Genomic DNA, 12264 nt, shown 5'->3' with positions numbered 1-12264 from the left:
GCTTGTCCCATTACGCAAAAGGCCGGTCATGATGACCGGCCTTTTTGTTGCGTCGTACGCCTGCCTGCTGCAGGAGGGCGCACATCAGCACTCATGCATGGCTGACTTCGATAATACGCACGTGGCTGTGTTTGCCATCCGGCAGGCGCCAGTCGATGGTCTGCCCCACTTCCAGCCCCAGCAGCGCTGACCCTATCGGCGCCACAATTGAGATCCCGTCTTCACGGCCAGCCATCTGATGCGGGTAGCACAGCGTACGCTGGAATGTTTTGTCACTTTCCTCCACCTTGAAGGTCACGGTGGAGTTCATCCGCACCACATCATCCGGCAGCTGTTCAAGCGGCACAATGTCGGCACGCTCCAGCTCCGTCCGCAAGCCATCCAGTGCGGGATTGTCCCGGTGCTCTTTCCGCTCCAGCATGGCTTCCAGTTGGTCAACGTCCTTCTCGGACACCTTGATTCCGGGCATTTCAGCCATTTTCAACTCCATCATTGTGACAACAGGTTGTACCTGGCTTGAGGTACAACGATAAATAAAAGGGATCAGTGGAAAAAGCGAAGTGCACCCGACGACCTGTACCGTGCTGATACAGGTCTATCAGCGTCAGCGGCAGGTTGGCGGGGCCTGAACAAGACAGGCCGCAGGTTTCTGAGTACTGATCGGGTGATGCATGACAACGTTCAAAACTGAGAAGGCGCCCCCGTGAGGCGCCTTCTGAATATTAGGTATGTTGACTGCTATTGTTAACGTTTTACCGACCTGAACGCAAGCCCCGTCAGGCGTTGATGATTCATATAACGAAAAGTTTCGGTCCCGAGCGTTATCTTGTATCATCATATCCTTATATTAAGTCGGGTATCACGATGCAACTGAGCCGTTTCAGCGATTATACGCTCCGAGTCCTGTTCTATGTCGCAACCCATACCGATCGTCTCTCGACCCTGAGTGAAATCGCGACATTCTATGACATCTCGATCGAGCACCTGCGCAAGGTTGTTCACGCTCTTGGCAAACGGGGCTATTTGAGTACCTTCCGCGGCAAGAAAGGGGGCATTTGCCTTGCCCGCCCCCCCGAGCAGATTAACATCGGTGAAGTGGTAGCCCATTCCGAAGGTACATCCCCGCTGGTGGACTGCAACAGCCAGCCCTGCCGTCTTGCCGGTCAATGCACTCTCCAAGGTGCCCTTGCCCGTGCTCAGCAGGCTTTTTTCGATACCCTCAAGGAGTACACGCTTGCTGACCTGCTGCGCAGTGACTCGATGCAGGCCAACCTGATTACCCACACCAACAGCTAGCCTCATCGCGGTACACACCCACGCCAACAGTTGCAGATTCCGGATAGACGATACCCGCTGCAGCTGAGAGAATGCCGTTTTGCATTTCAGGAGCTGTAATGTTGAAGGATCGTCACCCGGCATTTCTGGCTGCGCTCTGGATGACCGGCGCACTGTTCTCGTTCATGGCCATGGCTGTTTCCGGACGTGAGTTGACAGCTGAATATACCACCTACCAAATTCTGTTTTTCCGCAGCGTAATTGGCGTTGTCCTGATCGGTGCACTGGTGGCCAAAACCGGCATTGAACAGCTGCGCACCACCCGTCCCGGCGCGCACCTGGTGCGCAACATCGCTCATTTCGGTGGTCAGTATGGCTGGTTTTATGGCCTGGCCTGGATATCGCTGGCGGAGGTGATCGCCATCGAGTTCACCACTCCTGTCTGGACGGCCCTGCTGGCCTGGCTGCTGCTGGGTGAGCGACTTACACTGCCCAGAGTGCTGGCGGTGGCGCTGGGTATTGCCGGCCTGCTGCTGATACTGCGCCCCGGCATGGGCGTGCTGCACCCGGCCTCACTGGCCGTATTGGCAGGCGCGTTCGGCTATGCTCTCTCTTACATTCAGACCAAGTCACTGACTCGCACCGACACCCCACTGTGCATCCTGTTCTACATGACCCTGATGCAGCTTCCCTTCGGCATGCTCCCATCACTGCTTGACTGGAAAAGCCCTACCCTTGAAGCCTTGCCCTGGATACTGGTCGTCGGCGTCACCGCCATGAGTGCACATTACTGTATGGCACGCGCATTCAAACTGGCTGACGCGACTGTTGTTGTACCGATGGACTTCATGCGTCTGCCCCTGATCGCACTGGTAGGTTATCTGTTTTATCAGGAACTGATCGACTGGTATGTACTGGCGGGCGCTGCGCTGATGTTCAGCGGCAACCTGATCAATATCCGCGCAGAGCAGCGCAAGGCGCCGCTACGGCAGGAGATCAGAGCACATCAGTCACCAGAATGAGTTCGCAGGCGCCATCGCCGGTATCTTCCCGCGACATGGAGCTGCGCCAGCGCCAGCCGTCTTCGCCGCGGGCCTCAACCAGAAACCCGCGCAGGCTTACCGTGCTGCCGGAATTGACATGATCCAGTGCCTCTCTGACTTGATCGTTGGCCGGAATCAGGTGCATATTGGCACTGCTGATCTCAACTTCACGCTGGGGAATCGGCAACTGTTCGGTGCGCCAGTAATACCATCGACCCGACTGACGTATGGTAAACTGACGCGCAATTTCCGGCTCGGCCATACGCCCCCAGCCCAGCGCGAAGTCCCAGGGGGAAAGATCTGCCTCACGCCCCATTCGATAGCGCTCTCGAGCCAGCACCCGGGCTTCCAGCGCGAACTCGGCCAACAGACGCAGCGAATACTGCCCGAATTCAAGCTCGGCTGGCGGGGTTAAATTCTGTTGCAGCGGCTCGGCAGACACAGGTGCCAATGACACCTGCGGCAGCTCAGACGACTCTGGTACCGGTGAATGGGAACGTCCCATCCACAACAGAACAACGATCAGGGCAAGTAACACCAGATGCCATCGCCGAATCAGACTCATGCGGTATTCTCCTGAATGAAACTGCCGTCCATCATATCACTTTGAAATTCGACAGGATGCCATGCAACTGTTTCAACAATTGATCTGGTTCTTTCGCGAACATTGGCGCACCTATTCGATAGCTCTGTTACTGCTGTCACTGGTTGCCATGCTCAATCTCAGCATTCCCTGGCTGGTAGGGCAAAGCGTTGACCATCTCGCGGCCGGTGACAACCAGAGCCACAGCCGCATCCTCTGGCTGCTGCTTGGCTGCGCCCTGGCGATCTACGTACTGCGCTTCACCTGGCGTCAAATACTGTTCGGAACCGCCTATCGGCTGGGTAACCTGCTGCGCAGCCGTTTTTATCAACGGTTGACCCGACAGGGGGACGCCTTTTATGCCGAACACAATACCGGCGACCTGATGGCACGGGCCACCAACGATATAGATGCGATTGAGATGGCAGCAGGCGAAGGGATACTGTCAGGATTTGATGGCCTGCTGACCTTTGTGCTGGTGATGATCATGATGGCAGCCGTGATCGACTGGCGCCTGACCCTGATCGCATTATTGCCCTTCCCCGTTATGGCATTCGGTTTCCATCGCCTGTCCAACCGTATCCACCACCAGTTCAATGAAGCACTGGAACAGTTCTCCGCACTGAATGACCGAACCCAGGAAGCACTCTCTGGCATTCGCATGATTCGAGCACTTGGACGCGAGCAGCAGGAGTTCGATGATTACGCCGCCATCACCCATCGCGCCGCGAAGGCCAACTATGATGTAGCCCGCAGCGAGGCCCTGTTCGACCCACTGATCTTTCTGTGCATGAGCGCCTCTCTGCTTCTCACTCTCGCCGGTGGCAGCTGGTTGATCAGCACCGAGCAGCTCAGCATCGGTGAACTGACCGGTTTCACCCTCTACTTGGGTCAGCTGATTTGGCCCATGTGGGCGTTCGGCTGGCTGCTCAATATCATCGAACGTGGCAGTGCCGCCTGGAAACGGGTCGACGCGACCTTGCAAACGCCCGACTCCATCAAGGACCAGGGGCAGCAACTAGTCAGTGAAACATCACTGACAGCCGAGGCACTCAGCTTCACCTACCCCGGCAGTGAAACGCCTGCATTGCAGGACGTCAGTTTTGATCTGCCGCCGGGCAGCCGCCTTGGCATTGCCGGCCCTACCGGTGCCGGAAAAAGCACCTTGATCCAGCTGCTAATGCGCTACCGTGAAGCCGATAATCCAAAGCGACTGCAGCTGGGAGGCCATGCCGTTGCGGATTATCCTTTGCAGGCCCTGCGCAGCTGCTTCGCCTGGGTACCACAGGACCCTTTCCTATTCAGCCTGACGGTGGCGGAAAACATCGCCTTGAGCCAGCCGGATGCAAGCCCTGAAGCGATACGCCACGCAGCATGGCTGGCATCCGTCGATGAAGATATCGAACGTTTGCCAAAGGGCTATGACACACCGGTCGGCGAACGTGGCGTTACCCTGTCCGGAGGCCAGCGCCAGCGTGTTGCGCTGGCGCGCGCGCTGCTGGCCCCGGCCCCTGTGCTGGTGCTGGATGACTCCCTTTCGGCGGTTGACCTTGATACCGAGAAACGCATTCTGCAGCGCCTGCAACAGGCCCGTGTGCGGCGCAGCCTGATTGTGATCAGCCATCGCCTGAGTGCGCTGCGAGACTGTGACAGCATTCTGGTACTGCAACACGGCCACCCCGACGAGATCGGGACTCATGAGCAGCTTCTTGCCACTGACGGCTGGTACAGTCGCATGTGGACCTACCAGCAGATGGAGGAAGAAACCGATGTCAGCCACTGAGCGCAGCCAGGCTAGACGCGCCTTCAGCCTGCTGTTCGATTATATCCGCCGTGACCGTTCGCTGCTGGTCAAGGCTTTGATTTTACTGGTGCTGGCCACTGCTGCTGATGTGGCCGGCCCGCTGCTGGCCAAGGTTTACATAGATGATTACCTGATGCCCGGCAACCTGCAGTGGCAGCCGGTTGGACTGCTGCTGGGTGGATATCTGCTGGTACAGATACTGGCCGCCTGGCTGCGCTTCCATCAGACCATGAAATTTACCGACATGGCACTGGTGGCGGTGCAGGATATCCGCGAACGGGCTTTCAGACGTGCCTTGTGCCTGCCGCTTGGATGGTTTGACCATGCCATTACAGGTCAGGTGGTCAGCCGCATCACTAATGACACCGAATCGATAAAGGATCTGTACGTGCAGTTCCTGTCAGTAGTACTGACCAACACCGTGCTTCTGGTAGGCATCCTGATCGCAATGGCCGTATTGGATACGTTCCTGATGCTGATTGCACTGCTGATGATACCCGCTGTGGTCGGACTGATCTGGCTTTACCAGCGCGCCAGCGGTGCCGCTGTATCACGCCAGCGACAGCTGCGCTCGGAGATCAACGGGCTGGTCAGCGAGTCGATCAGTGGCATGGGCGTGATTCAGGCATCCGGGCAGCAGGACCGGTTTATCAACCGGTTTGAAACGCTTAACCAGCCTTACTATCAGTCACGCCTGCGCACCATTCGCATCAGCGCGGCCCTGTTACGGCCGGCCATCGACCTGATGAGCGTACTGGTGCTCGTCGCCGTGATCTGGGGGTTTGGTTTGCAACCTGCCGAGCAAACCCTGGAGATCGGTGTACTGTACGCATTCATCAACCTGCTGGGACGTTTCACCGAACCACTGGCAGAAATTACTCAGCGTTTCAACCTTTACCAGCAGGCGATGATTGCCGGACGCCGTGTGCAGGAGTTGCTGGACGAACCGGAAGACAACGCTCTCAGTCAACCCGGCACGGGTTCTGTCAGCAAGGGGCACATTCAAGTGCAGCAGCTGGGCTTTGGTTATCAACCGGAGAAGCCGGTTCTGCGTGGAATCAGTTTTGACCTTCCGCCTGGCCAGTTTCTGGGCATTGCAGGCCCCACCGGCAGCGGCAAGAGCACGCTGCTGAGCCTGCTGCTGCGCTACTACGCTCCCGGCAGAGGTACGATTCGAATCGACGACCAGCCCCTGCAGTCGCTGAGCAATGCTGTCCTGCGTGATGGCATCGGTTTGATTCCGCAGGAACCATTCATCGTTGCAGGCAGCATTCGTGACAATATCGACATGGGGCGCGGTCTTGGCGATGTTGCCATCGAACAGGCAGCCGCTCAGGCCCATCTGTTGCCGATGATCCAACAGCTGCCACAGGGAATGCATACATTGCTGGGGGAACGTGGGACTCGGCTCTCGACTGGTCAGCGCCAGCAGCTGGTCATCGCCCGTGCACTGGCAGGTTCTCCGCGCGTTCTGCTGTTGGATGAGGCCACGGCGAGCGTCGACAGCGAAACAGAACAGGTGGTGCAGCAAGCCTTGCACGAATTGCATGGTAAGGTAAGTCTTATTGTGATTGCCCATCGCCTTTCCACTATTCGTGAGGCAGACAACATCCTGCTGCTGGTCAATGGCGAGATTGTTGAGTCAGGTTCACACCGAGCACTGATGCGGGCCGAGCAAGGGCGTTATGCAAGACTGTACCGCCTGCAGCAGCAGGCAGCACGGGTGCAGGATGCTGAACAGTATTCAACTGAGACGGTCGAGCACAAAACGGTCGATCAGCGTGAGTGAGTCAGGGTCTGTCGACACAATGCGCAGACCCAAACCGATGCTGTCATGAGAATTGCGCCGCTTGTACACAATACGGCAGTGGCAATGCAACGGACCCTGCCCAAGCCCGAAATGCAGCCAGACCTCGGTGGCCCCCAATCCCTGTGGCGGTTGTAACCCGGCCAGCACATCACCACCCTCAACATGGAAACCACTGCGGCTGATGTTTACCAGATTCACATCGATCATCTCCCCTGCCGAGGTTTCAATTTCTGCCGGCAGGCTACAGTGCACGCGGGGAGATATGCGTCTTTCCTGAAACATCTTTCTTCTCTGTCAGTTGGATGCAGGTATGATAGTGCCGCCATGTGGCCGTAACAATGTTCAGGGTCAGATCAACCTTGTGATACAAACGGTTTTTTACTACTTAAGTACCGGTTTGGCGCCCCCAAGGTCGAATTCATAGTACCCGGCAGCAGGAGTCTAATAGTCGTAACGGAGTTACACCATGCATCTGCTTGCAAGACTATCAGTCATAACAGCCCTGCTTGCCGGGCTGACTGCGACCGCCGCGGCCGAGATAGACCCTGACGACCGGCTCTATTTTTCATGGGACGGCTATCGCATCGCCCACTATCGCAGCCCGCCTGCGATACCGGTAGAGGGTGGCACTCGAGTCGATACCGCGGGTGTTCGCAGTTTGCTGGAGCAACCGAAAAAGCCGGTACTGGTGGATGTACAGCCGGTAGGATGGCAGGACGGTATTTTTCTGATTACCAAACCCCGACTGCACCTGCCCGGCAGTATTTGGTTGCCCAACGTAGGACTGGGCGAACCCGATGAACGACTGGAGCGGTATTTCAGCACTCAACTGGAACAGGCAACCGGTGGCGATCCATTGAGACCGGTCATACTGTACTGCACGGCTGACTGCTGGATGTCATGGAATGCTGTCAAACGCGCCCACAGCTGGGGCTACCAAAATCTGTACTGGTATGCAGAAGGGACTGACGGCTGGCGCGAAGCCGAACTCGATCTGGTCACCGGAACCCCCGTGCCATTACCGGCCGACTATTGAAAAGTTTGACACGGAAGGTCTCTGAAGTTCTTAATAATAAAGATAAAAGGGGAACATACCCGTGTACAAGATTCTTATCGCTGATGACCACCCACTGTTCCGAGAAGCGATCACCAACGTGATCGAGTCGGGCTTTCCCGATACCGAAACACTGGAAACCGAAAACCTTGAAACCGCCCTTGCCCTGGCGCAGGAACACGATGATCTGGACCTGGTGTTGCTGGATCTCAACATGCCCGGAATGAATGGTCTCAACGGGCTCATTTCACTGCGCAACGAGGCACCCACCGTACCCGTGGTGATTGTTTCAGCCGAGGATGACAAACAGATCGTGCTGCAGGCGATCACCTGCGGTGCCGTTGGCTTCATCTCAAAATCATCACCGCGCAACCAGATGACCGAAGCCCTGCAGCAGATCCTGGACGGAAACGTCTACCTGCCATCTGACATTATTCGCCAGAGCGGACAGGAAGGACGCCGCAACCGACGCGGCAACGACAACCCCCAGATTGCACCCGAACTCCTCTCTTCTTTGACACGTCGTCAGCTGCTGGTGCTGGAGCGGATGGCCAAGGGGGAGTCCAACAAGCAGATCGCCTATAACCTCCATATTGCTGAAACCACCGTCAAGGCTCACGTTTCAGCCATTCTGCGCAAGCTCGGTGTGCACAACCGGGTTCAGGCGATTCTCTCGGCCAGCGATATCGATTTCGCCCAGTATCTGCGCCGCTGAATGGATCTAGTCTCTGCTTACGCCGGCTGTTGCCGGCGTTGCAGCAAGTGGGCCAGTGTAGCCTTCAGCTTCAGCGGCTTGACCGGCTTGTTCATCAGCAGATACCCCTGAGCCTTCACTTCCTGTTTCAGCTCGTTGCTGTAGTTGGCCGTGATCATCAATACCGGCGGCTGGTCCGCCCGCAGACTCAGCACCTCACGTACCAGCTCATCACCGGTCGCGCCGTCATCCAGATGGTAATCAGCAATCAGAATGTCCAGCCCGGCGCTGCCAATGGATACTTGCTGCTGCAGATCGTCCAGCCCCAGCGCCGTCACCACTTCACAGCCCCAGCCTGTCAGCAGCGTGGCCATGCCGGCACAGATGGCGGGATCGTTGTCGATCATCCAGATGCGCGCTCCCTCCAGCCGGGCATGAATGCTCGGGTCCGAAAACGGCGCCTGGAAGGATTGTGGCAACAACCGACCTACCGGCACTTCTACCGAAAACACCGAGCCCCTGCCCTCGACTGATCTCACCCTGATCGGGTGATCCAGCATGCGACCGATCTTGTCGACAATGGCAAGGCCCAGCCCCAGCCCTTTGTCCTGATGCTGATTGCCGTTACGGATACGACGAAATTCCTGGAATATTTCCGTCAGCTTGTCCTCGGGAATGCCAGAACCGGTATCCCAGACCTCAATCAACACCCGCTCTCCTCTGCGACGGCAACCCAACAGGATTTTCCCGCCCTTATCGGTATAGCGCAGTGCGTTGGTCAGAAAGTTGCGCAGAATACGGGCCAACAGTGTTGCGTCACTGAGTACGACCCGGTCACTGCCCGCAAAACGGAATGACAGCCCTTCGGCAGCGGCCATCTGGTGGTATTCCGCTGCCAATGTATCCAGCAACTCATTGAGTCTGAATGCGGATACATCAGGTTTGATGACACCCGCGTCCAAGCGGGAAATATCAACCAGCGTACCCAACAGGGTTTCTACATCCTGCAGAGAGTTGCTGACAGAGCTGATCAGGCTGCGAATGCGCTCCGGCATGGGTTGTTCCAGCAAGGCACCGGTAAACAGGCGTGCTGCATTGAGCGGCTGCAGCAGATCGTGACTGACCGCCGCAAGAAACTTGGTTTTGGACAGGTTAGCCTGTTCGGCGTCCTGCTTGGCCTCCAGCAACCGCGCCTCGATCGACATACGTTCCTCGATCTCCTGTCGCAGCTGCAGGTTAATCCCAGTCAGCTCCGAGGTGCGTTCGCGTACGCGCTGCTCAAGGTTCTGATAGGCTTGCTGCAGCGCAAGCGCGGTTCGTTTGCGTTCAGTGATATCACGGATCAGCACAAAGAAACCAACCGTGTTGCCCGCAGCATCCATATTGGCTACATAGGATTTGAGCATGTGCCGGTTTTCACCTGCCGCATTCTGCTCATCAATTTCGAAGGTGGCATTCTGCCCGCTCATGGTCTGGCGGATATACGGCTCCAGCCGAGCATACTGCTGCTCACCGTGTACCTGACGAATGCTCTGTCCGATCAGACTTCCCCGAGGCCAGCCATACCAGTCATCATAAACCTGGTTGGTGAACTGGAAATGTCCTTCACCGCCCACATAGGCGATCAGCGCCGGCACATGGTCGGTAATCAGACGCAGCCAGTTCTCGTTCTCGCGCAGGGTTTCAGCATAACGATGGCGTTCGGTTATATCCGTGTAGGTATTCACAAAGCCACCGGATGGCATTGGGTGGGTACGAATTTCCAGTACTCGACCATCCGCAAGGTGCTGCTCGGTTTCCAACAGTGGCCGACCGTGTACACTGAGCGTGTCGGGTGTCAGCAGCTGCACTTCACTGGCACCCATCAAAGACTCAAACGGGACGCTGCTGACCGGGCTGAGTCCGGTCAGTTCGGCAAATCGGTCATTCCAGACTTCCAGCTCGCCCTCCGGATTAATCAGCGCCACCCCCTGGGACAGATTATCAACGGTACGCTGCAGTAGCCGGCTTTTTTGTGCCAGCGCCTGCTCACGCCGAGCGGTCTCACTCGCCTTCAGGTCGGTAATATCGGTGTACAGGATCACAAGACCGCCATCATTGGTATGACGCTCGTTCATCTGCACCCAGCGACCATCAGAAAGATGATATACGGTCGCCTCATCCCCCTGACCCACATGCTCTTCGGCGATTACGCCACGCTCCAGCGCAAGACGGCGCACGTCATGGATGGTGATGCCCCGCTCAATACGAGTTTGCGTGCCCTGCCAATAGTCACGAAAGCGGCTGTTGAACAGCACGATACGCCGTTCGGCATCAAACAGTACAAAGGCGTCCGAGATGCTTTCGATGGCGTCAATCAGTCGCTGGTGCGCCGTGGCTGCCTCCTGATTGGCCTGCTTCAGCGCCATGTTACTGTGTTTGAGTTCTGCCAATGCCGCATTCAATGCTTCGGTGCGCTCACGCACCTGCTCGGCCAGCACTACCGAATGCTCAAACGCGGCATACGGCGCCGTACGTACTGTGCTGCTGGACTCGACCCGTTCGATCAACGCCTTTTTCATGCGACGCAGCTTGGCATTGTCTTGCTCAAGCTCTGCGATACGCGCTTCCAGCTGTGCCTTTTCGATATCAGTAGCCATGCTGCGCCCTGCCGATCACGACCCCGGTAAAGGTCTGATTGATATGCATGCCATCAAACTGCTCACCATAGGTGTTAAAGCCGATTATCTGATGCCGGGTCAGCAGTTCGGATGTTTTCTGTGCCTGCCCGGTATACTCCGCTTCCAGCCGGCGCAGAAAGCAGTCACAGCCGATAGTAATCAGCGGTTCACCCAAAGTGCTTTCAATCTGTTCAAGGCGGTGAGAAAGGTCCTGCAGCATTTCGCCAGGCTGCATGGCGGTCAAAACGATGCCGTTCTCGACGGCGCAATAGAAGGTCAGACTCAGGTCAGGATTGACCTTTTGAATGGAGCGCACGTAATACTCCTGCCCGATGCGCACAGCCAGAGGATTGAGTGCAAAAGTCTTGAAATCGAGTTGTTCGGGGTTCAGTCCCAGCAGGCGGGCATATTCCAGCGCAGCCGGCTCGGCATTCAGCTCGTATACGGTACGACTGGCGGCATCTGCACGGGTTACGATCAGCTTCTGTTCCAGACTATGCATGTGGTGCGTACTGAAGACCTCAAAGTCCAACGGTGTATTGATCATCACAACCACCGCTGCACGGGTCCGGAACTCGCCACCGGCAAATACATGGGTACCGGTCAGATGAATATCATCACCCGCCGAGCCACCAAAATTGGGGATGCTGCCCAGTGCTGAATCCAATGTCAGCAACACCAGTTCCTCCTGACTGGATAGCCCATCCAGCAGCGTCAGGGCAAAGGTATGTCCCTTGATCGGCGCAACCTGACGCTCACGACAGCGCCCGATCAGCCGTTCCACCTCAGACTGGGCATCGGTCAGACTGAACTTTTCCAGCTCTTCTATCAGCCCGACTTCAACGGCAAAAAGATGACGATCAAAGCCGATGGCGGTGATGGTTCCCTGATCGTAGCCACGCGGTGTCAGCTCACCTGCAGTGGTACAGCCTGCCAGCTGAACCTCGCCAAAGGCATCATTGAGACTGTGCGCAAGTGCATTCAGGTCATACTCTGCCGAGCAGAAAAAAAGAACGAAACCAAGTTCAGGATGATCAAGTGCCGTGGCCAACTCCCGAGATGCCGTTTCAGGATCGCGTGCCGATGACATGGCAGAACGGACGGGACTGTGCAGTACAGGCGCGTTCATAGGGGTACACTCGCGCAGATATGGGTATACCCACATTGTAGCCAGCACTACAGGGGCGGGTAATGCTACTTGAGTACTTCAAACATCAGTAAAAGCAGCATGAAAGTAGCGGTTTTGGGCTGAACAGGCCCATGCTGCGGGAGTCTGATACCAACTGATCATCTACTCCCAAAGTACTGCTTCAAATGGCAGACAAAAAAACGCGCAGACGG

Annotated in this window: 11 protein-coding genes; 6 read left to right on the top strand and 5 right to left on the bottom strand. The window is 56.7% G+C overall.

The genetic code is table 11. The features are described 5' to 3' along the window. Positions 1-91: 91 nt before the first annotated feature. A complete protein-coding gene (gene rnk / locus ACAM29_RS04935; protein WP_206834249.1) occupies positions 92-478 on the bottom strand; it encodes a nucleoside diphosphate kinase regulator in 387 nt (128 codons plus the stop codon). Between the two features lie 386 nt (positions 479-864). On the opposite strand from rnk, the gene ACAM29_RS04930 reads away from it, so the two are divergent. Together ACAM29_RS04930 and ACAM29_RS04925 are read left to right on the top strand one after the other, a co-directional pair. Further along, the gene (locus tag ACAM29_RS04930) at positions 865-1296 is read left to right on the top strand and encodes an Rrf2 family transcriptional regulator (RefSeq protein ID WP_206834251.1); all 432 of its coding nucleotides are present in this window, start codon (positions 865-867) and stop codon (positions 1294-1296) included. A 98-nt stretch (positions 1297-1394) separates the two neighbouring features. After that, positions 1395-2297 (top strand): DMT family transporter, encoded by a 903-nt coding sequence (locus ACAM29_RS04925; RefSeq protein ID WP_369623409.1) that lies wholly within the window; start codon positions 1395-1397, stop codon positions 2295-2297. Here ACAM29_RS04925 and ACAM29_RS04920 read toward each other — a convergent pair. Then, a complete protein-coding gene (locus ACAM29_RS04920) occupies positions 2272-2883 on the bottom strand; it encodes a hypothetical protein (protein ID WP_206834254.1) in 612 nt (203 codons plus the stop codon). The two genes, ACAM29_RS04925 and ACAM29_RS04920, sit on opposite strands and share 26 nt — an antisense overlap. A 61-nt stretch (positions 2884-2944) precedes the next feature. On the opposite strand from ACAM29_RS04920, the gene ACAM29_RS04915 reads away from it, so the two are divergent. Continuing rightward, positions 2945-4684, top strand: a complete 1740-nt coding sequence (locus ACAM29_RS04915; RefSeq protein WP_369623408.1) for an ABC transporter transmembrane domain-containing protein — start codon at positions 2945-2947, stop codon at positions 4682-4684. Next, positions 4671-6494, top strand: coding sequence for an ABC transporter ATP-binding protein (locus ACAM29_RS04910; RefSeq protein ID WP_369623407.1), 1824 nt, complete (start codon positions 4671-4673; stop codon positions 6492-6494). Before ACAM29_RS04915 ends, ACAM29_RS04910 begins: the two co-directional genes overlap by 14 nt. On the opposite strand, the gene ACAM29_RS04905 is transcribed toward ACAM29_RS04910, so the two are convergent. Further along, positions 6450-6797 (bottom strand): PilZ domain-containing protein, encoded by a 348-nt coding sequence (locus tag ACAM29_RS04905; RefSeq protein WP_369623406.1) that lies wholly within the window; start codon positions 6795-6797, stop codon positions 6450-6452. The two genes, ACAM29_RS04910 and ACAM29_RS04905, sit on opposite strands and share 45 nt — an antisense overlap. Positions 6798-6981: 184 nt before the next feature. On the opposite strand from ACAM29_RS04905, the gene ACAM29_RS04900 reads away from it, so the two are divergent. Continuing rightward, the gene (locus ACAM29_RS04900) at positions 6982-7551 is read left to right on the top strand and encodes a rhodanese-like domain-containing protein (RefSeq protein WP_369623405.1); all 570 of its coding nucleotides are present in this window, start codon (positions 6982-6984) and stop codon (positions 7549-7551) included. A gap of 61 nt (positions 7552-7612) precedes the next feature. After that, positions 7613-8284, top strand: a complete 672-nt coding sequence (locus ACAM29_RS04895; RefSeq protein ID WP_091823919.1) for a response regulator transcription factor — start codon at positions 7613-7615, stop codon at positions 8282-8284. A gap of 17 nt (positions 8285-8301) precedes the next feature. Here the strand turns inward: ACAM29_RS04895 and ACAM29_RS04890 are convergent, their stop codons facing one another. Continuing rightward, on the bottom strand, positions 8302-10902 hold the full coding sequence (locus tag ACAM29_RS04890) for a NahK/ErcS family hybrid sensor histidine kinase/response regulator (RefSeq protein ID WP_369623404.1): 2601 nt from the start codon (positions 10900-10902) through the stop codon (positions 8302-8304). Next, a complete protein-coding gene (gene nosP, locus ACAM29_RS04885) occupies positions 10892-12052 on the bottom strand; it encodes a nitric oxide-sensing protein NosP (protein WP_369623403.1) in 1161 nt (386 codons plus the stop codon). Before nosP ends, ACAM29_RS04890 begins: the two co-directional genes overlap by 11 nt. Positions 12053-12264: the final 212 nt, after the last annotated feature.

Source organism: Marinobacterium sp. BA1 (assembly GCF_041155135.1).
Lineage (GTDB): Bacteria > Pseudomonadota > Gammaproteobacteria > Pseudomonadales > Balneatricaceae > Marinobacterium > Marinobacterium iners.
The sequence above is the reverse complement of the archived record's forward strand: the minus strand, read 5'-3'. Positions and strand labels throughout refer to the sequence as shown.

Excerpts from the sequence above, each read along its gene's own strand:
- rnk (WP_206834249.1), bottom strand. The coding sequence starts at position 478 with ATGGCTGAAATGCCCGGAATCAAGGTGTCCGAGAAGGACGTTGACCAA.
- ACAM29_RS04930 (WP_206834251.1), top strand. The coding sequence starts at position 865 with ATGCAACTGAGCCGTTTCAGCGATTATACGCTCCGAGTCCTGTTCTAT.
- ACAM29_RS04925 (WP_369623409.1), top strand. The coding sequence starts at position 1,395 with ATGTTGAAGGATCGTCACCCGGCATTTCTGGCTGCGCTCTGGATGACC.
- ACAM29_RS04920 (WP_206834254.1), bottom strand. The coding sequence starts at position 2,883 with ATGAGTCTGATTCGGCGATGGCATCTGGTGTTACTTGCCCTGATCGTT.
- ACAM29_RS04915 (WP_369623408.1), top strand. The coding sequence starts at position 2,945 with ATGCAACTGTTTCAACAATTGATCTGGTTCTTTCGCGAACATTGGCGC.
- ACAM29_RS04910 (WP_369623407.1), top strand. The coding sequence starts at position 4,671 with ATGTCAGCCACTGAGCGCAGCCAGGCTAGACGCGCCTTCAGCCTGCTG.
- ACAM29_RS04905 (WP_369623406.1), bottom strand. The coding sequence starts at position 6,797 with ATGTTTCAGGAAAGACGCATATCTCCCCGCGTGCACTGTAGCCTGCCG.
- ACAM29_RS04900 (WP_369623405.1), top strand. The coding sequence starts at position 6,982 with ATGCATCTGCTTGCAAGACTATCAGTCATAACAGCCCTGCTTGCCGGG.
- ACAM29_RS04890 (WP_369623404.1), bottom strand. The coding sequence starts at position 10,902 with ATGGCTACTGATATCGAAAAGGCACAGCTGGAAGCGCGTATCGCAGAG.
- nosP (WP_369623403.1), bottom strand. The coding sequence starts at position 12,052 with ATGAACGCGCCTGTACTGCACAGTCCCGTCCGTTCTGCCATGTCATCG.